This is a genomic window from Amycolatopsis cihanbeyliensis, assembly GCF_006715045.1.
Lineage (GTDB): Bacteria > Actinomycetota > Actinomycetes > Mycobacteriales > Pseudonocardiaceae > Amycolatopsis > Amycolatopsis cihanbeyliensis.
Genome location: NZ_VFML01000001.1, coordinates 374628 through 392383, shown reverse-complemented (window position 1 = coordinate 392383; position 17756 = coordinate 374628). Strand labels below are relative to the sequence as shown.

General features: G+C 69.4%; 16 protein-coding genes and 2 pseudogenes. 6 read left to right on the top strand and 12 right to left on the bottom strand.

Annotation, left to right across the window (positions count from 1 at the left end; genetic code table 11):
• Window positions 1–110: 110 nt before the first annotated feature.
• Window positions 111–1568 carry a glycoside hydrolase family 1 protein gene (locus tag FB471_RS01385; protein ID WP_141995551.1) on the bottom strand — a complete coding sequence of 486 codons (1458 nt, stop codon included), beginning with the start codon at window positions 1566–1568 and terminating at the stop codon, window positions 111–113.
• An 85-nt stretch (window positions 1569–1653) separates the two neighbouring features.
• Between FB471_RS01385 and FB471_RS01380 the strand changes: the two genes are divergently transcribed.
• Window positions 1654–2238: a TetR/AcrR family transcriptional regulator gene (locus FB471_RS01380; protein WP_141995550.1), complete on the top strand. Its 585-nt coding sequence runs from the start codon at window positions 1654–1656 to the stop codon at window positions 2236–2238.
• Window positions 2239–2463: 225 nt separating this feature from the next.
• Here the strand turns inward: FB471_RS01380 and FB471_RS01375 are convergent, their stop codons facing one another.
• A complete protein-coding gene (locus FB471_RS01375; protein ID WP_141995549.1) occupies window positions 2464–3066 on the bottom strand; it encodes a TetR/AcrR family transcriptional regulator in 603 nt (200 codons plus the stop codon).
• 92 nt (window positions 3067–3158) lie between these two features.
• Here FB471_RS01375 and FB471_RS01370 point away from each other — a divergent pair, with 92 nt between their 5' ends.
• Window positions 3159–3941: an MBL fold metallo-hydrolase gene (locus FB471_RS01370; protein ID WP_141995548.1), complete on the top strand. Its 783-nt coding sequence runs from the start codon at window positions 3159–3161 to the stop codon at window positions 3939–3941.
• Window positions 3942–4442: 501 nt separating this feature from the next.
• On the top strand, window positions 4443–5627 hold the full coding sequence (locus tag FB471_RS01365) for a coiled-coil domain-containing protein (protein ID WP_246076191.1): 1185 nt from the start codon (window positions 4443–4445) through the stop codon (window positions 5625–5627).
• A gap of 72 nt (window positions 5628–5699) precedes the next feature.
• On the opposite strand, the gene FB471_RS01360 is transcribed toward FB471_RS01365, so the two are convergent.
• The 3 genes from FB471_RS01360 to FB471_RS34760 all read right to left on the bottom strand — a co-directional run bounded on the left by FB471_RS01360 (window position 5700) and on the right by FB471_RS34760 (window position 7923).
• Window positions 5700–6848, bottom strand: coding sequence for an RNA polymerase sigma factor (locus tag FB471_RS01360; RefSeq protein ID WP_141995547.1), 1149 nt, complete (start codon window positions 6846–6848; stop codon window positions 5700–5702).
• A 6-nt stretch (window positions 6849–6854) separates the two neighbouring features.
• The gene (locus FB471_RS01355) at window positions 6855–7265 is read right to left on the bottom strand and encodes a YciI family protein (RefSeq protein ID WP_141995546.1); all 411 of its coding nucleotides are present in this window, start codon (window positions 7263–7265) and stop codon (window positions 6855–6857) included.
• A gap of 334 nt (window positions 7266–7599) precedes the next feature.
• Window positions 7600–7923, bottom strand: a complete 324-nt coding sequence (locus FB471_RS34760; RefSeq protein WP_246076190.1) for a TetR family transcriptional regulator C-terminal domain-containing protein — start codon at window positions 7921–7923, stop codon at window positions 7600–7602.
• Between the two features lie 174 nt (window positions 7924–8097).
• Between FB471_RS34760 and FB471_RS34755 the strand changes: the two are divergent.
• A pseudogene (locus FB471_RS34755) lies at window positions 8098–8193 on the top strand (dihydrofolate reductase); the annotation flags it as partial.
• 387 nt (window positions 8194–8580) lie between these two features.
• On the opposite strand, the gene FB471_RS01345 reads toward FB471_RS34755, so the two are convergent.
• Genes FB471_RS01345 through FB471_RS01335 form a run of 3 tightly spaced genes read right to left on the bottom strand, consistent with a single transcriptional unit; the run spans window position 8581 to window position 11829 of the window.
• Window positions 8581–9180: a TetR/AcrR family transcriptional regulator gene (locus FB471_RS01345; protein WP_142001466.1), complete on the bottom strand. Its 600-nt coding sequence runs from the start codon at window positions 9178–9180 to the stop codon at window positions 8581–8583.
• A 28-nt stretch (window positions 9181–9208) separates the two neighbouring features.
• The gene (locus tag FB471_RS01340) at window positions 9209–10333 is read right to left on the bottom strand and encodes a DUF7802 domain-containing protein (protein WP_141995544.1); all 1125 of its coding nucleotides are present in this window, start codon (window positions 10331–10333) and stop codon (window positions 9209–9211) included.
• Window positions 10330–11829, bottom strand: coding sequence for an FAD-dependent oxidoreductase (locus FB471_RS01335; RefSeq protein WP_142001465.1), 1500 nt, complete (start codon window positions 11827–11829; stop codon window positions 10330–10332). Before FB471_RS01335 ends, FB471_RS01340 begins: the two co-directional genes overlap by 4 nt.
• 76 nt (window positions 11830–11905) lie before the next feature.
• On the opposite strand from FB471_RS01335, the pseudogene FB471_RS01330 reads away from it, so the two are divergent.
• Window positions 11906–12109: pseudogene (locus tag FB471_RS01330) on the top strand (IS110 family transposase); the annotation flags it as partial.
• Window positions 12110–12116: 7 nt separating this feature from the next.
• Here FB471_RS01330 and FB471_RS01325 read toward each other — a convergent pair.
• The 3 genes from FB471_RS01325 to rox form a co-directional block, all read right to left on the bottom strand.
• On the bottom strand, window positions 12117–13397 hold the full coding sequence (locus FB471_RS01325; RefSeq protein WP_141995543.1) for an RNA polymerase sigma factor: 1281 nt from the start codon (window positions 13395–13397) through the stop codon (window positions 12117–12119).
• Between the two features lie 62 nt (window positions 13398–13459).
• A complete protein-coding gene (locus tag FB471_RS01320) occupies window positions 13460–13879 on the bottom strand; it encodes a YciI family protein (protein ID WP_141995542.1) in 420 nt (139 codons plus the stop codon).
• A gap of 126 nt (window positions 13880–14005) precedes the next feature.
• Window positions 14006–15445 (bottom strand): rifampin monooxygenase, encoded by a 1440-nt coding sequence (rox, locus tag FB471_RS01315; RefSeq protein WP_141995541.1) that lies wholly within the window; start codon window positions 15443–15445, stop codon window positions 14006–14008.
• Window positions 15446–15989: 544 nt separating this feature from the next.
• Here rox and FB471_RS01310 point away from each other — a divergent pair.
• Window positions 15990–16805: an ArsR/SmtB family transcription factor gene (locus FB471_RS01310; RefSeq protein ID WP_141995540.1), complete on the top strand. Its 816-nt coding sequence runs from the start codon at window positions 15990–15992 to the stop codon at window positions 16803–16805.
• A gap of 9 nt (window positions 16806–16814) precedes the next feature.
• Here the strand turns inward: FB471_RS01310 and FB471_RS01305 are convergent, their stop codons facing one another.
• Window positions 16815–17678 (bottom strand): SDR family oxidoreductase, encoded by an 864-nt coding sequence (locus FB471_RS01305; RefSeq protein ID WP_141995539.1) that lies wholly within the window; start codon window positions 17676–17678, stop codon window positions 16815–16817.
• Window positions 17679–17756 lie beyond the last annotated feature (78 nt).

The window sequence follows — 17756 nt, the reverse complement described above, 5'->3', positions numbered from 1 at the left end:
CTATATAGCTATCGACGCCTGACCCGTTCAACTCCGGCCGAGGGTCATCGTGTCACCGGTGTAGGCCCCGTTCTCCGGTTGCTACGGCCGGCCGCACAGTAGCGAAGCCGTCACCTGGACCCGTCTGAGACCGGAGCCGCGCTGGCGTGTGCGGTATCCGTTCCGGGGCGACTCAGGCCGTTGGCCGCGATCACGTCGTGGTACCAGTGTCCGGAGGACTTGATCGTCCTCTCGTGGCTCTCGTGGTCGACGTGGATCAGCCCGAAGCGCGTATCGGCGTCGTCCAGCAGGGACCACACGTTCCAGCCACGAAGGTCGACGCCGGCGCGGATCGCCTCATGGGCCGCCTGTAGGTGGTCGTTGAGATAGGAGCGGCGGCGGTCGTCGGTGACCGTGCCGTCGGCGGCGACGATGTCGGTGAATGCGGCGCCGTTTTCGGCAACGTAGACCGGTGGGTTGCCGTAGCGGTCGTGGATCGCGCGGAGCACCTTGGTCAAGCCATCCGGGGCGATCTCCCAGCCCAGGTCGGTCACCGGCCCGGTCGGGTTGATCACACGCGCGCCGAGGAGTTGGGCGAACACGGTTTCCTGGCGGTCGATCGCGGCCAGGTCGGCAAGCGAGATGTGTTCGGCGAAGGTGTCGTCGTTGCGCTCGGGTATGGAGGCTTGGCGATCGGCGACGGTCATCCGGAGGTAGTACACGACGCCGAGGAAGTCGATCGGCGTGGAGATCGTGGCGAGGTCGTCGTCGGTCACGCGTGGCCAGTGTTCCTGGAGTGGCCCGGGGATCGCGGCCGGGTAGGCGCCGTGCATGATCGGGTCGAGGTAGAGCCGGTTGAAGTACGCGTCGGCCCTTTCGGCTGCGAGGCGGTCCGGCTCGCAGCTGGATGCCGGCTGGATGTCGGTCATCGTCGTGCTGATGCCGATGTCGCCACGGGCGTCGCTTGCCCGGAACGCCTCCACGGCCCGACCGTGCCCGAGGAGCAGGTGGTGACCGGCTCGCAGTGCGGTTCGGAGGTCGCGGATGCCCGGTGCGTCCTCACCGGCGAGGTAACCGAAGTGGACGATCGACCACGGTTCGCAGATGGTGAGCCACCGGGAGATCCGGTCGCCCAGTCGCTGGTATACCAACGCGGCGTAGTCGGCGAACCAGTCGGCGCAGTCGCGGTTTCCCCAGCCGCCGCGGTCCTGGAGCGCTGCCGGCAGATCCCAGTAGTACAGGTAGGGAAACGGCTCGATGCCCGCTTCCAGCAGTGTGTCGACGACCGCGTCGTAATGATCGAGCCCCCGGTTGTTCACCTCGCCGGTGCCCTCGGGTAGCACCCGGGGCCAGGCGATCGAGAACCGGAACGCCTGCAATCCGAGATCGCGCGCGAGCGACACGTCCTCGCGGAAGCGTCGGTAGTGGCCGACGCTTCCGCCCGCGTCGGCGGGCATGTTGCCCGGTGTCCGGCGGAAGGTGTGCTGGATGGACGGTCCCGCCCCGTCCGCCAACGGGTCCCCTTCCATGAGGAAGGCAGCGGTGGAGGCGCCCCACAGGAATCCGGCGGGGAATCGAAGGTCGGTCATCGACACGCTCCTCTCGGCAAGCTTGTTACAGATACATGTACACTAGCCGTGTATACGCATCTGTAACAAGTGGGAGCGGTAGTCGATGGGCGAGACCAAACCGAAGTTGCCGCGCGCGGAACGCCGCGCACAGATCCTCGACGCCGCGACGCCGATCTTCGCCAACTCCGGTTATGCCGCCACGAGCCTGGAGGGCATCGCCGAGGCGGCGGGGATCAGCCGGGTCATCCTCTACCGGCATTTCGCCGCGAAACCCGAGCTGTTCCGCGCGGTCCTCGAGCATGCGGGGGAAGGACTGGCCGCGGCCGCCGGCGAGGAGCTCACCGAGTCCAGCATCCACTCGTTGGTGACCTGGGCGTACCGGAACCCCGCGGCGTTCCGGCTGCTCTTCGAGCAAGCCAGCAGGGAACCGGAGTTCCGACACGAGATCAACGAGCTGCGCGACGAGATGACCCGCCACGTGCATGACCATCTCGCCGAAGTGATCACCGACGAGCGGTGGGCGCGATGGGCAGCTCGGCTCTCGCTCACAGTCGCCATCGACGCCACCATGACCTGGCTCGATGTCGGCAGCCCCGAGCCGGACCTGGCCGCGCGCCGAATCGACCAGGTCGTCCAGGCCGTCCTCACCGTGGTCACGGGCCCCGAGTCCCGACCGGCAGAATCGTGATCTCGGGACCGGCGACGAGCACCGAAGCGTTTCGGGGTGTGCCGCGTAAGGTCCACCTCGTTTGGTTGTTCCGCTGGTTGCGGGTGTGCTTGCTGCGCAGCCGGTCGTACAGGAACGCGGTCAGGCGGTCGTATCCAGGGTGGCGAAGTCGGTGGGGCCTGCTCGATCGCCTCTGGGTAGGCCTCTCGCTTCGCGTGCTCGGCCAGTGCCCGGTCTGGCGTGCGGTCAGGACTGGTCCAAGGCCCGTTCGATCGCGCGGCGGGCCCGGCCCGCGGCCGCCCGGTCGTGCTGGAGCTGCATGGCCGCGTTCAGTGCCAGCCCGGTGGCGACGATCTCGAACAGCGCCTGGTCGATGTCGAACCCGGCGGGTAGCTCGCCGTTGTCCACCGCCGCGGTCAGGTCCGCCCGTAGCTGTCCCCGCCAGCGCGACCACACCTCGGCCACCGCGTCGCGGACCCGGCCGGGGCGGCCGTCGTACTCGGTGAGCGCCGCGGTCATCAGGCAGCCGCCGGGCAGCAGTGGCGCTTCCAGGTAGCCCACGGACCTGTCGCACACCGCGCGCAGCCGCCGCAGACCCGGCGGCTCGGCCAGTGCGGGCTCGACCACCCGGTGCCAGAAGTCCACGAACGCCTTGTCCAGCGTGGAGATCTGCAGCGTCTCCTTGGTGCCGAAGTGCTTGTGCACCCCGGACTTGCTCATCTCCAGCTCCTCGGCGAGCCGACCGATGGTGATGCCGTCCAGCCCTTCCTCGGAGGCGATCTCGGCGGCACGGCCGAGGATCCGGCCCCTGGTGGCCCGCGCTTCGGCCACTGAGCGTCGCGGTGACATGTGACGAGAATAGCATACGCACGTTCGCTATTGAGTTAGCGAACGCGCGTACGCTACGTTCGCGGCAACCACCGGGACGTAAGGAGTGCGAGATGCGGGTGCGACGACTGGGCTGGGCCGGTCTGGAGATCGAGGCAGGCGGCGAGCGACTGGTGATCGACTACGTGCGGGACCTCTCACCGCTGTTCACGGGGTGGAAGCACGGCGAGGGGCTGGAGGTGCCGAGCGGGAAGGCCACCGCCGCACTGCTCACCCACCTGCACCGGGACCACACCGACGCGTCCGCGCTCGCGGACGCGCTGACGCCAGGGGCGCCGGTGCTGCGGCCGGCGCCCGGTCACGGCGACGACGTGGACAACGTGACGACGCTGCCGGCCGAGCGCGAGCTGGTCCTGCACCGGCTGGCTGCCGAGGTCGTGGATGCCTGGTCCACCCGCGAAGTCGGGCCGTTCCGCGTCACCGCGGTCCCCTCCGTCGACGGGCTGGGCGACCCGCAACTGAACTGGGTGGTGCGGGCCGACGGGCAGCGAGTCTTCCACGGCGGCGACACGATGTTCCACGGCTACTGGTGGCTCATCGCGCGCCGGTTCAGCCCGTTCGACGCGGTGTTCCTGCCCGCCAACGGCGCGGTGGTCGACGCGCCGCACCTGCAGCCGCCGAGCCCGCTGCCCGCCGCGATGGACCCGAGGCAGGCCGCCGCGGCCGCGGAGATCCTCGACGCCCGGTACGCGGTGCCGATGCACTACGAGGCGGAGCAGCCGGACAAGATCGCGGGCTACGTCGAGGTCTCCGACCCGGAGAACGAGTTCCGCACGCACGCCGGACGGCGCGCATACGTGCTGGCCGTCGGGGAATGGCTGGACCTGGCCACATGACCGGAAAACTCCGCCGTGCCAACGAGCTCAGGTAGCGGCAGGATAGCTAGAGGCCCGATGGACGGTATCGGGATCGCGTGGTAGCCGGTTGCTCCAAAGCGCACTCCGGTCGTAGCGGAGTCAATCGGCGACCGTCGGAACACCGCCAGGCCGCCGCTGACGAGCCCTCCGCATCCCCATCCCCGTCCCGCGCGCGATACCCACCAACACGCCTGGCTATTTTGCGGCCGGCCATAGAGCAACCGGAGAGCTGGGCCGTGTAGCGGGGCCTGCGGGCCCCACTCCCCCAAGGCGCCCGCCGTGTGGCATCCGGCTGCCGAGTCGCCCCCGGGTACCCCACGCCGCGCGCGGCACTCAGCGCTCCCCCGATACCTCCTCTGATCATATAGATAATCCTCCTTATCCATAGGATAGACATGTATCCACCTGGATTTCGAGTTTGGATTTTGAAAACAGAACACCCAGTTTAAGATATAAAACTCGAACCTGTACGGTGTGCATGTGACTGATGAGACGGTCGAGTACGGCGAGGACGAAGGCCACGCGGACCTCGCGTCGCCTCCGGAGACTCCCCCGGTCCGCCAGGGCAACAGGGAGGAGCGCCGGGAGGCCACGCTGCGGGCGCTGGCGGCGGGACAGGACGCCTGGTGCGCCTACTGCGGCCGGTCGCTGCCCCCACTGCCGTCCCGTGGCGGCCGACCGACCCCGTACTGCGCCGCCGATCCGGATCGCTACGGCAGGTGGGGTGCCAAGGTCATCAGCTGCGCGATGCTGGACGAGCAGCGCGAGATCTGGCTGACCGTGTACGGCCCGGACCAGCCGATGACCCGGATCGACACCCAGGTGCTGGACGAGCGGCTCGGTGCCCTGCTCGGCACGCTCGACCCGGTGCGCGCCGAGATCGCGGCGCTCCAGCAACAGGCCTCGACCGAGACCGCCGCCGCGCTCACCGCGAAGGCCGAGGCCGAGCAGGCCCGGCAGCAGGCACAGGAGGGGGCCGCGGCCGCGGCCGCGGAGCGCGATCGGGCGCTGGCCGAGGCGGAAGGCGCACGGGAGCAGGCCGAGGCCGACCGGGCCGCACGCGACGGTGCCCGGCAGGCGGCCGAGCAGGCCGAGCGGGAACGGGAGCAGGCGCTGCACGATCGCCGTGCGGCGCGGGAGGAAAGGGACCGGGCCGAGGCGGACCGCCAGCGCGCCCTCGACCAGGCGGCCACCGCGCAGGATCGGATCGCCGAACTGCAGACGACCCTGGCCGGTGAGCGCGCCACCACGCTCGAGCGGATCGATCAGCTACGCCGCGAGGAGGAGCAGGAACGCGGGCGGCTCCGGGTGAGCCTGGACGAGGAGTACCAGCAGCGGCTCCGTACCCGCACCGCCGAACTCGACGAGCAGCTCCGCACCGCGCAGGTCGCCGCCGACCAGCGGATCAACGAGCTGACAAGCCGGCTCACCGAGGCGACCCAGAACTACGCCAACGCCCTGAGCCCACTGCACGAACGCATCGCGGCGCTGGACCGCGAGTTGGCTGAACGGTCCACCGCCGAGGCCGCGCTGACCGGGCGGCTCGAGGAGTTGCACGCCGCGGTGACCGAGGCACTGGCGGAGCCGGACGAGGACGACGATGAGACGCTGCGCCGACGAGTCGCGGCCGCGCTCGAGACCCCGCGGCAGCAGCCGAGTGGTTAGCCGCTGCCGGCCAGGGCGGCACCGGGGACGGCCGAGCGGACCGTCCCCGTCGGGTCGGTGAATGCCCGCCGCTCAACCGCGCAGCCGCGCGTTGAGCCGGGCGGCCTGTCGCGTGAGGTGGTCGCGTTCGGGGAGGTTGGGCGCTGATCGGGCGGCTTCGGTGTAGAGGCGTGCTGCGGTGACCAGGTCACCGTCACGCTCGTGTAGGTACGCCGTGGCGGCGGCGTGGCGGGGCAGGGCCGGGTCGAGCCCCGCCAGCGCGGCCAGACCGGCCCGTGGGCCGTCGGCCTCGCCGACCGCGACGGCCCGGTTGAGGCGGGCGACCGGGCTGCCGGTGAGGCGCACCAGCTCGTCGTACCACTCGACGATCTGCACCCAGTCGGTTTCCTCGACGGTCCGGGCGTCGGCGTGCAGCGCGGCGATGGCGGCCTGGGCCTGGAACTCGCCCAGGCGGTCGCGGCCGAGGGCCGCCTGGAGCACATCGACGCCCTCGGCGATCAGGCGGGTGTTCCACAGGCCGCGATCCTGCTCGGCGAGAGGCACGAGCCTGCCGTCGGGGCCGGTCCGTGCCGGGCGCCGTGCGTGGTGGAGCAGCATGAGCGCGAGCAGCCCCGCGACCTCCTCGTGGTTGGTCCTGGCCGCGAGCTGGCGAGTGAGCCGGATCGCCTCGCCGGCCAGGTCGACGTCGCCGGAGTAGCCCTCGTTGAAGATCAGGTAGAGCACGCGCAGCACGGTGGCGACGCCCCCGGGCTGGTTGAACCGGACGGATGAGACGGTCCGCTTGGCCCTGCTGATGCGCTGGGCCATGGTCGCCTCCGGCACCAGGTAGGCCCGCGCGATCTGCCGCGTGGTCAGGCCGCCGACCGCGCGCAGCGTGAGCGCGACGGCCGAGGCCGATGTCAGGGACGGGTGCGCGCACAGGAAGTACAGCCGGAGCGTGTCGTCCACCACCTCGCCCTGGCCGGGCGCGGGCTCGGCCTCGACGCGTACCTCACGGTGCCGCCGGGAGGTATCGGCGCGGGTGGCGTCGAGGAACTTGCGCCAGGCCACGGTGACCAGCCAGCCCTTGGGGTTGTCGGGGACACCGTCGGCCGGCCACACGTGCATGGCCTCGACCAGTGCGTCCTGCACGGCATCCTCGGCCGCCGCGAAGTCGGCTCCGCGACGGACGAGGATCCCGATCACGGTGGGCGTGAGGGTCCGCAGCAGGGCCTCGTCCACCGTGCGTCACTCCGTGATGGTCGGGGGCTCGCCCAGGAACGGGCGCACCTCGAGCCACTCGTGGATCGGCTTCCCACCCGCACCCGGAGCCGCGGACAGCTCGCCGGCCAACTCGAGCGCCCGCTCGTAGGTCTCGACATCGATCACCATCCAGCCGGCGATCAGGTCCTTGGTCTCCGCGAACGGGCCGTCGGTGACGACGGGTGGGTTGCCCTCGCCGTCGTAGCGGACGAACGTGCCCTCCGGGGAGAGCGCCTGACCGTCGACGAACTCGCCGGTGCCCTCGAGCCGAGCGGCGAAATCCTGCATGTACCGCATGTGGGCCGAGACCTCCTCCGGCGTCCACTGGTCCATCGGCACGTCGTTGACCGGTGCCGGCGCGCCCCGGTAGTGCTTGAGCAGCAGGTACTTGGCCATCGTGTTCTCCTTAGTGCGGTACGGCCCATTGTGGCCGTGTTCTACTCCGGGGACGGAGCGGCGCTCGGGTTCTCGACATCCCGCCGCGACATTTTCTCGCGGACTTGAAAGACGGCTTCACGGCCCCAGTTCTCCCGAAGCTCCCCGCGAGCCGCAAAGTAGCGGATCATCGCTGATGGGCTGGCAGCCAGCGCTGAGGTGGCGGTAGATGGTGGGGCGGGTATTACAGAAGTGACCTGCGGAACCTTACGCAAGCGAGCGTGTCTCGTGAACGTTCGTTTCCGTACGTGCTGCCCGTTTCCATCAGGTACGAGACGGACGATCGACGGTCGGTTCATCTTCTGTCGTCGGTCGGGAGCAGTTCGGTGGTCAGGCGGCGTGCTCGCTGCAGGGGCTCGGGCACGAGTTGGAGCAGCAATGCTGTGATCGTGCCCTCGTAGATCACCACGATGTCCGCTGCGGTCTGTTCGGGCTCGGCTGCGCCGGCCTCGCGCGTGAGCTCGGTCAGGCGTTGGCGAAGGTGTGCCTTGTGTCGGGTGATCGCAGCAATCGCGGGGTGGTCGGCGTCGGTGATCTCGACAGCAGCGTCGACCTGCGCACAGCCGCGGTAACAGCCCTCAGTGCCCCACCATTGCTCCAGGGCATCACAGATCGCCACAACCCCCTGCCGCGGGTCGGTGGTGGTGGCGATGGCGGCCTCCCAGTCCGCCCGCCAGCGATGGTCCCGCTCTTTGAGGTAGGCGGCACGAGCCGGTCTTTGCCCCCGAACTGCTTATAGAGCGTGGCTAGGGCTACACCGGCTCGCTCCACGACCGCGTCGATGCCGGTGGCATTCGGGTCGGTCGACGCGCAGCATCTGCTGGAGGATCCTGACGTGGTGATCCAGGGCAACCGGGTGCTTCACCTGCGCTATCGGGTGCGCCGTTGACCGATCTGAGCGGGTACGCGACGAAGTCCACTGCGAACGGTGACACAAGATCGGGCCTCCGGCCGCGTTTGCGCATCGCTGTCCCTGGTCGGGCAGCCGACGCCGATCCGCCCCAGCACCGCACCTGCGGCAGGTTCAACTCAAGATCACTGGTTGCCGGTTTCCGTCGTAATCCGCTCCCACCCCCGGAACAACGACACCTGACCTGCCGGTAAGTGCGGTCGGCTCACACCGTCACAACCCATTCGGGGCCTTCGAAGGGCGACCATGACCGCGAACAGAACGAGCGGTGATGGTCGTGGTGGTGGTCTGGCTATGGGGAACGCCGGGGCTGCTGCGCACCACCGCGTTGGACGGTCCCTGGGTGCAGGTGAATCTATTGTTGATCTAGCCGCGGAGGGCTGGTCCGACCCAGCGGCGGACGAGAGTCCGCAGTCCGTCGTCGGTGAGCGCTGGCGTCGAGGGGTACTGCAGAAAGGACATGAAGAGTCGCATTAGGATCTCGGCGAGTCCCTGGAGGTCCTCGTCGGTGGTGACGCCGACGGCGGGCCAGTCGACCGGCACGTTGCGGAGGATCCGCGCGCCATAGGAGAAGGACAAGGAAGAGATGACTCCGTCGGTGAAGAAGTCGGCTTCGCCCGCCTGCAAGAGCAGGCCCAGGTAGGGCTCGTCGGGGATCGTCCGGACGGCGAACACCACCGATTCCGCGGCAGCTTCCGCGGCGCTGCCGAACGAAGCCAGGTGGCGTTCCATCCGCCCGGCGAACTCCTCGACACCGGCCAGGGCAACGGCACGGAGAATGTCTTTCAGGCCCGGGAAGTAACGGTAGACGGTCTGCCGGGTCACGCCGGCCTCGGCGGCGACGTCGGAGAGGTTGGTTTTGGCGAGCCCCACACGGTCGAGGCACGCCGTCGCCGCCACGACGATCCGACGGCGTGCCTCGACCTCGGTGCCGGGCGGGTTGCCCTGCCATCCGTGATGCCCCATGCGCTCCATCTTCCCCGAGCGGGAAAACTCAGACGGAGGCAGGTGCCCTGCGGCGCGCGAGGCCCTTCCGATACAGCGCGGTCAGCAACAGACCAGCCCCGAGGAAGCAGGCGAACGCGTAAGGCCAGCTTCCGACCGGGGTGCCGTCACCGGTGATGCCATCGTCCGCTGCGAAGTATGCTGGCAGGGCACTGATCCAGAACACAGCCATTCCACCCAGGTAGACGGCGGGGTAGAACCGGGCGAAGGTGGACAGGGGCTCGTCCGTCCCAGGGTCCGGAGACCTCAAGTGCGAGACGACGATCCAGGCGCCGGCCAGCCAGATCAGGGCCAGCTCGATGCCGAGAACCCAGGCCTGCGCGGTGGTGTTGGGATTGTTCCCGCCGAAGAAGCCCGACGGGATGCCGGCGACCGCCATGGTCGGCGGTGTGAGGACACCGGCCACCACGGTGCGCAGCACCAGCGACCACCCGCGTCGCGGTCCACCGTCCGCCGCTGGGCCACCGACCAGACGCACGACCAGATAGGTCATGGCCGCCATCGAGACGGAGGCGAACAGCAGCATGCTGTTCAGCGGCACTGCCGCCATGGCGGGGTGGTTGACGATGTGGTTGTCCATGTTCCAGGACCACCACTTCAGCTGCGGGCCAAGGTGATCGAAAACCTCGTAGAACACCTGGCAGACCAACGCGACGGCCACCGACCCAGCCAGCGCGCCACGGCGCCGGAAGATTTCGAGCGACCGCACGAGTTCGTAGGCGACCTGACTGATCACCGGGTAGAACGCGACGATGTAGAGCGGCAACCGGTCCCCCATGAACTGCACGGTGAACTGGTTGTGGGCGAAGATGAAACCGTACAGCTCGTCGAGACCGAACCACTCCGGGAAGTACAGCGGCGGTTCGGTCACGAAGAGGTAGACAAGCGAGGCGCACCACAGTGCCAGGTTGACCGGATCGCCCGCGCGGTGGCGGCGGACGGCGTGCACCAGGGCGAAAACGGCGCCGCCGATGACAAGCAGCTCGAGCAACGGCATCGTCCAGTGTGCGAGTTCCCAGGGGAAGCGGATCGAGACCACCGGGGAGACGTCGTGGCAGTCGAAACCGAGGTCGCGGGTGAGTACCTCCGCGTCCGGGCCGCACACGGCACTCATCGTGCAACGGCCGATGTTATGGCACTGTCGGTGCCCTCCGGTGAGTAGTCGGTGGCAGGTGGTTCGGCGTGAGGATCGAACCCGAAGGGGACCCGGTGCCGACCCAACGCAGTACGGATGCGGTAGCGCACGAGTCCCGCGATCACCCGCGGGTTCCGCAGCATGTCCCCCAGCGACTCGTCGAGATTGAACACCTTGGCGAAGTGCTCATCGACAACGTCGTCCTCACGGGCGGCACCGACGATGAGACTGAACGCCGGGCCAGACACGGCCGCGACGATGCGACGTCTCCACTCGGGCACCTTCTCGGTACCCACCGCACATTCGTAGCTCTGGTCCCTGGCCATCGCCAGGCGCCACGGCACGCTGAGCAGTTTGCGCTGCGCTATGAGGAATCGCGAGAAGAACCCCGCGTCGAGCCGCTCGGCGCGGGAGAGGTGCTCGCGCAGCAACAGTGCCGAACCCGACGCGGAACTGATGCCTTGTGCGTAGAACGGGTTGAACGCGCAGATCGAGTCGCCGATGAACACCAGACCCTGCGGAGGCGTGCGCAGGTGGTCGTAGCGTCGCCACTTGTTGCCGGTCGACCGGGTCAGGTGCACCTCCGAGGTGGGAGCGCACTGGTCCATCGCGGCCGCGAACAACGGCGTCCGCACCCGGCGGGCCGATTCGACGAACGCGTCGGTGGCGCGCGGCATCTCGAGTCCCCATGAGCCCATACAGGCGATGACACGGTTCCCCTCGATCGGGAAAAAGTTCACCAGGAACTCGTGCTCGGCGGGGTGCTCACCCTTGTCTGGGGTCGGCATGATCACCAGGTGCTGCCACCACCAGGACCCGGGCCGCTCCGCGGGTGAGGGCAGGTCATACCAGCGCGAGGTGTAGGTGACCTTGGCGTCGAGGGTCCGCACCTCGGGCTCGGGCCAGCCCGCCGCCACCAGCCAGTTGCCGACCGAGGAGCCGCGGCCCATCGCGTCCACCACGAAGTCGGCGTCGACGTGCTCGTCGCCGGTGGACGTGGCGAAATCGACCCCGGTGACCGCCCCGTCGCGGGTGCCGCCACCCCGCACGGTCAGGCCGCTCACCGCGGCACCTTCGCGGATGACCACGTTGGCCAGACCTCGCACCTGATCGCGTAACACCCGCTCGATGAGGATCCGCGAACTGTAGATCATCGTCATCGAGCTGCGCTTGCGTGCCGACCAGCCCTCCCCGTCGAGATATGCGGCATCCATGGACGGCATCAGATGCAACCCGCCCGCGGCGATGAGGTCGTCCTCGAAACCTGGGAACAGCGCCCCGATCGCGCGACGCCCCGAGTTCAGCAGGAAGTGCGGGTGTTTGCTCTGCGGCACGCCACGTCGGTGCTCGGCCTCCGCCGGAAGCTCATCGCGTTCCAGCACCACTACCTGGTCGAAGTGCGGGGCGAGCGCCCCCGCGGTGCACAGGCCGGCGGCACTGCCACCAAGGACGACGGCGGTCTTGCCGAGCCGCATGCGGATCAACTCCCACGTCATTCATACAAAGTGACAACAAATGTATGAATGACGTGGGAGTGTGTCAAGAAACCGAGTGCGCGGGACGGCCCCCGGCGCCCGGCACAACACTTCGGCCAGCTACGGCGTGTTCCTCGGCTTGGACGTGGGCAAAGGTGAACACCACGCCCTTGGTCTCGACCCCACAGGCAACCGGCTACACGACGCGCCGCTGCCCAACAGCGAGCCCAAACTGCGGGAGATGTTCGAGTGGCTGGCCCAGCACGGCCCGATCCTGGTCGGGCCGGTCAGCCGAGATCGGTGAGTTTGCGTTCCAGCACCGCCCGCTCCCGTTCGTTGTCGCACAGCCGCACGGCGAGCTCCAGTTCGGTACGCGCCTCGTCGGCGCGCTTCAGGCGGACGAGCAGTTCCCCGCGAACGCTCGGCAGCAGGTGCGAGTTCGACAGCGCCTCGGCGGCCGCCAGCTCGTCCACGATCGACAGCGCCGCGGCCGGTCCCTGGGCCATGGAAACCGCCACCGCCCGGTTGAGGTCGACCACCGGCGACGGCGCGAGCCGGCCGAGCGCTTCGTAGATGAGCACGACGCGCTCCCAGTTCGTGGCGTCGACCGACTCGGCGACGGCGTGGCATTCGGCGATCGCCGCCTGCAAACCGTAGGCGCCAAGACCTCGGCCGACCCGCTCCGCACGGGCCAGCGCGGCTTGACCCCGGCGGATCGCCGAGCGGTCCCAGCGGCGGCGGTCCTGGTGCTCCAGCAACACCGGCTCGCCGTCCGACCCGGTGCGGGCGGGGAAGCGCGCCGCCGTCAGCTCGAGCAGCGCCAGCAGGCCATGGACCTCGGGCTCGTTGGGCATCAGTCGGGTCAGCACCCGAGCCAGCCGCTGAGCCTCACTTGCGAGGTCGAGTCGGATCAGCTGGTTACCGGAGCTGGCCGAGGACCCTTCGGTGAAGATCAGGTAGACCACGTTGAGCACCGACCCGAGCCGGGTGCTCCGCTCCTCGGCCGGCGGCACCTCGAAGGGCACCCGCGCCGCCCCGAGGGTCTTCTTCGCCCGAGTGATCCGGGCCTGCACGGTGGCGGTCGGGACGAGGAACGCCTTGGCGATCTCGTCGCTCGTCAGCCCGCCGACCACCCGCAGGGTGAGCGCCACCCGCGCCTCCCTGGACAGCACGGGGTGGCAGGCGATGAACATCAGCGCGAGCACGTCATCGTCGATCTGGTCCGGATCCCACAGTACGTCCTCGGCCGCTCGAGCCGGATCGGCGGGCGCGCTCCCACCGCCGCCCTCGCCCAGGTCGCGGGCGAGGGCGGCGTACTTGTCGTCCAGGGCGGAGCGCCGGCGGAACGTGTCGACCGCGCGGCGCCGGCCGACGGTGAGCAACCACCCCGCCGGGTTGCGGGGCACACCGTCGCGTGGCCAGCTCACCAGCGCCTCGGCCAGCGCCTCCTGGGCGAGGTCCTCGGCCAGCGCGAAGTCGCCGGTGTACCGTGCGAGCGCACCGACGATCCGCGCGGACTCGATCCGCCATACGGCGGCGATGGCCTCACGACCACCTGCGTCGGCCATGACCCTCTCGTTCCGTCAGCGCTTGTCCGGAAAGCGGGTCCCGGCGGTTCCCGGACGCCCCGTCAGAGCTGCCCGCTGGCCTCGCGCCACGCCCTCTCCTTCTGGATCCACTCGTTGTCCTGCGGAAACTCGTCGATCGAGGGGACCCGGCGGATCTCGCACTTGCTGCCCGGCCCGGCCAACGGCGCCCGCTTGGCCCACTCCACGGCCTCCTCCTTGGAGGAGACGTTGAGGAGCCAGAAGCCGTTGAACAGCTCCTTGGTCTCGCCGTACGGGCCGTCGGTGGTCACGGGCGGCTCGGAGGAGTAGTCGACGACCACGCCCTCGGCGGCGTCGTCGAGTCCCTCCGCCGCGACCAGCACGCCTGCCCTGATCAGCTCGTCGTTGAAGCGGCCCATCGACTCCAGGATCTTGTCGAAGTCGGCATCCTGGTACGCCTTGAACGTCTCGTCGGTCGCACGCATGATCAGTATGTACTTCATGGTTCATTCTCCCTGGCTGTCCGGGTCCCACTCGGACCCTCTCACCCTGAAGTCGAACGGGGAATGTCGCGGATCGACACACCCGCCGATCTTTTATCACCGACCCGTCGGGTCACAACCACGCGCTCAGCCGGCGGCGGCGCCGAACCACGTGGGCAGCCGGTCGAGCAGATCCTGTTGGTCCTCACCGACCCACGCCACGTGGCCGTCCGGCCGCAGCAGCGCCGCGGGCACGTCCAGTTCCTCGCTGACGTCGACGACGTGGTCGACCCGGTCCGCCCAGCCCGCCACCGAGAGCAGGCCGGTCTGGTCGAGCAGCAGCCCGCGGCCGTCGTGCATCAGCTCGTAGAGGCGACCTCGCTTCAGCCCCACGTCCCGCATCCGCCGGCCGAGCAGGTCATGCCCCTCGCCGACGTCGTAGCGGATCCCGATCGCCATGACTTTCTCGACCAGGTACCGGTTCACCTCATCGAAGTCCATCAGTTCCGCCAGCAGCCGGCGCGCGGCCCGGGCGCCCGGCTCGGTGGACATCAGCTCGGTCTGCGCGCGGGTGTTGGCCAGCACGTCGGCGGCCACCGGGTGCCGCTCGGTGTGGTAGCTGTCCAGCAGCCCCTCCGGCGCCCAGCCGCCGACCTCGGCGGCCAGTTTCCAGCCGAGGTTGAACGCGTCCTGGACGCCGAGGTTGAGGCCCTGCCCGCCCAGTGGCGGGTGGACGTGCGCCGCGTCGCCGGCCAGCAGCACCCTCCCGGTCCGGTAGCGCTCGGCCTGCCGGGTAGCGTCGCCGAAGCGGGACAGCCAGCGCGGTGAGTGCACGCCGAAGTCGGTGCCCGCGAACGCCCGAAGCTGTTGCTTGAACTCCTCGAGAGTCGGCGGGACCGAGCGGTCCTCGGCCACCCCCTCGGCGGGCACGACGACGCGGTGCACCCCATCCCCGATGGGCCCGACACCGAACCGTTTCTGGGTCTTGCGGACGTCGGTCACCACGGTGGCCACCGTCTCCGCCGGTGCGGCCACCTCCATCTCGCCCAGCAGCGTCTCCGCACTGGTCGGCTCCCCGGGGAAACCGATCCCGAGCAGCTTGCGCACCGTGCTGCGACCGCCGTCGCAGCCGACGAGGTAGCGCGCGCGCAGCCGCGCGCCTCCCCCGCCGGCTACACCGGCCAGCTCGGCGGTGACGCCGTGGTCGTCCTGGCTCAGGCCGACCAGTTCGCGTCCGCGCCGGATCTCGGCACCGAGTTCGGTGGCGCGCTCGGCCAGCAGGCGGTCGGTGGTGGGCTGCGGGATGCCGAGGGTGTAGGGGTGCGTGGTGTCCAGCCGGTCGGGCGAGGGCTTGTCGATGGCGGCGAAGCCGCCGATCGGGTGCTTCCGGCCGTGCGCGAGGAACCGCTCCAGCAGGCCGCGCTGGTCCATCACCTCGATGCTGCGCGCGTGCAGGCCGAGCGCGCGGACAACCCTGGTCGGCTCCGCCTCCCTCTCCAGCACGAGCACGCGCACGCCGTGCAGCCGCAACTCGCCTGCCAGCATCAGGCCGGTCGGTCCGCCGCCGGCAATGATCACGTCAAACATGAAGCCCCCCTCATTCGACAAGGTTGTACTCGGCCAGCCGCTCCGCGCGCCCCGATGGCGCACACCCGCGGGCACGCGTACCTCGCGAATCCCTGATCTCCGCAGGTGCTGGCTTCGGTCGGAGATTCTGCGCCACGACACGGGTCTTGCCGCAAGGCCCCCGGTGCGCTATACATTGAAAGTGGCAAGGAGTGGGTTACCTCCTTGCCTTCGCTTTTTGCGGTGCCGCTTTTGTGGTGCCTGTGTGGTCCGGCGTGGACGGACAAGCTCCTCCCGAAGCAGTGACGGCGGCGTCTGCTGCGCGGAACTCGAGGGAGCGGGCATGCGCGTCGGACACCTGGAGCCACGCACCGAGGGACCGCCGGCGGCCTCCTGCTCCTCGCCGCGGTGAAGGGTCTCGCCCTCAGCAGAGTCCCCGCGTTGCGTTCCCCGACCCGACTTCCCTTGATGAGCGTGGCAGGGTCTCGACGCGGTTTGACATGCAGCCGTCTGGCTGCCTACCTTTACCTGCAGCCAGACGGCTGCATAAACGAGGTGACCAGGTATGGACGAGGTGTTCAAGGCGCTGGCCGACGCCGGGCGGCGCCGGTTGCTGGACAGCTTGAACGGCCGCAACGGCCAGAGTCTGCGCGAGCTGTGCGCCGAACTGGACATGGCGCGACAGTCGGTCAGCAAACATCTCGCCGTGCTGGAGGCTGCCAACCTGGTCACCACGGTCCGCCGTGGCCGGGAGAAGTTGCACTACCTCAACGCGGAGCCGATCAACGCCATCGCCGAGCGCTGGATCAACCGGTACGACCGGGGCCGTGTGCACGCGCTCACCGACCTGAAGAACGCATTGGAGCAGGGACCCATGGACACCACGGAGAAGCCCGAGTTCGTCTACACCACCTACATCAACACCACCCCGGAACGCCTCTGGCGGGCGCTGACCGAGCCCGCGTTCACCCGCCGCTACTGGGGAGTCACCTTCGACTCGGAGTGGACCGAGGGATCGACCATGACCTGGCACGAGAACGGCCTGACGACGTCCGATCCCGAGCAGGTCGTGCTGGAGTCCGAGCCCTACCGGCGGCTGTCCTACACCTGGCACACCTTCACCCGTGAGCACGCCGACACCCACGGGCTGGACGACGAGTTCCTGGACGCGGCCACGAAGGAGCGCCGGTCCAAGGTGACCTTCCAGATCGAACCGCTCGGGCCGGTGGTCAAGCTGACCGTGGTGCACGACGACTTCGACCAGGGCAGCGTGGTGCTCGACGCCCTCCGCGAGGGCTGGCCCGCGCTGCTGGCCGGCCTCAAGACACTGCTGGAGACCGGCGAGCCGCTCCCCGAACCGGAGCCCGAGCCGGCGCCATGACCATCGGCCTCATAGCCGGAACTCGTCGGCGTGCTCGGCCGCCCACCCGGCGAAGCTGCGTGCCGGGCGCCCGGTGACCCGCCGCACGGCGTCGGTCACGGTGTAGCCGACCTCGGGCGTGCTGCCGTACAGCCGCAACAGCAGCTCCACCATCTCGGCGGGCCGCGCGCCCTCGCCGAACACCGTGAAGAACTGCAGTCGCGGCAGGTGGCCCCGCTCGACCCACTCCCTACGCACCTGGTCCGGCGTCAGTTCCTCGAATCGCAGCTCGCGACCGGTGGCCTCGCCGAGGATGCGGATCTTGTCCCGCGGGGTGAGCACCTCCGGCCCGGTGAGGGTGTAGGACTGACCCGCGTGGCCTTCCGTGGTCAGCGCCGTCGCCGCGACCGCCCCGATGTCCGCGGCGTGCACGGGCGCGCTCCTGCGGTCGCCGTAGGGCTCACGCACCACGCCATCCGCCCGTAGCGGGGCTCGCCAGTCGGTGCGGGCGTTGTCCATGAACTCCACCGGCTGGAGGTGGGTCCACTCCAGGGTGCTGTCCCGCACGGCTGGTTCCAGGGTGCCTTCCTGCCAGCCGCCCAGGATGGTGACCCGGCGGACCCCGGACCGTACCGCCAGGTCAACGATCTGCCGCCCGTTGCTCAGCGGCTGGTAACCCCGGCCGAAATTGATCAGGTGCGCGGCGGTGACCCCGTCGAACGCGGGCCCGAGCGTGGCCGTGTCGGCCAGATCGCCGCGCACCGCATCGACCCCGTCCGGGAGTTCGGCCCTGCCCGGGTCCCTGGTGAGCGCCCGGACGGGCTGGCCGGCCCGACGCAGGTGCTGGATCAGGTGCCGGCCGACCGTTCCGGTGGCCCCGGTAACCAGAAGCATGTGCGATCCCTTCGCCCGCGCGGGGACACCTGTCCCCCGGTACTCTTCTATCCGCGAGTCGTACGATACGGAGAACAT

What these genes read in the sequence shown, in the direction of transcription:
- FB471_RS01375 (WP_141995549.1), bottom strand. Translation starts at nt 3,066, where the DNA reads ATGTCACCGCGACGCTCAGTGGCCGAAGCGCGGGCCACCAGGGGCCGG.
- FB471_RS01340 (WP_141995544.1), bottom strand. Translation starts at nt 10,333, where the DNA reads ATGAGTGCCGTGTGCGGCCCGGACGCGGAGGTACTCACCCGCGACCTC.
- FB471_RS01310 (WP_141995540.1), top strand. Translation starts at nt 15,990, where the DNA reads ATGGACGAGGTGTTCAAGGCGCTGGCCGACGCCGGGCGGCGCCGGTTG.
- FB471_RS01320 (WP_141995542.1), bottom strand. Translation starts at nt 13,879, where the DNA reads ATGAAGTACATACTGATCATGCGTGCGACCGACGAGACGTTCAAGGCG.
- FB471_RS01370 (WP_141995548.1), top strand. Translation starts at nt 3,159, where the DNA reads ATGCGGGTGCGACGACTGGGCTGGGCCGGTCTGGAGATCGAGGCAGGC.
- FB471_RS01335 (WP_142001465.1), bottom strand. Translation starts at nt 11,829, where the DNA reads ATGCGGCTCGGCAAGACCGCCGTCGTCCTTGGTGGCAGTGCCGCCGGC.
- FB471_RS01345 (WP_142001466.1), bottom strand. Translation starts at nt 9,180, where the DNA reads ATGGGGCATCACGGATGGCAGGGCAACCCGCCCGGCACCGAGGTCGAG.
- FB471_RS01380 (WP_141995550.1), top strand. Translation starts at nt 1,654, where the DNA reads ATGGGCGAGACCAAACCGAAGTTGCCGCGCGCGGAACGCCGCGCACAG.
- FB471_RS01385 (WP_141995551.1), bottom strand. Translation starts at nt 1,568, where the DNA reads ATGACCGACCTTCGATTCCCCGCCGGATTCCTGTGGGGCGCCTCCACC.
- FB471_RS01305 (WP_141995539.1), bottom strand. Translation starts at nt 17,678, where the DNA reads ATGCTTCTGGTTACCGGGGCCACCGGAACGGTCGGCCGGCACCTGATC.
- FB471_RS01325 (WP_141995543.1), bottom strand. Translation starts at nt 13,397, where the DNA reads ATGGCCGACGCAGGTGGTCGTGAGGCCATCGCCGCCGTATGGCGGATC.
- rox (WP_141995541.1), bottom strand. Translation starts at nt 15,445, where the DNA reads ATGTTTGACGTGATCATTGCCGGCGGCGGACCGACCGGCCTGATGCTG.
- FB471_RS01355 (WP_141995546.1), bottom strand. Translation starts at nt 7,265, where the DNA reads ATGGCCAAGTACCTGCTGCTCAAGCACTACCGGGGCGCGCCGGCACCG.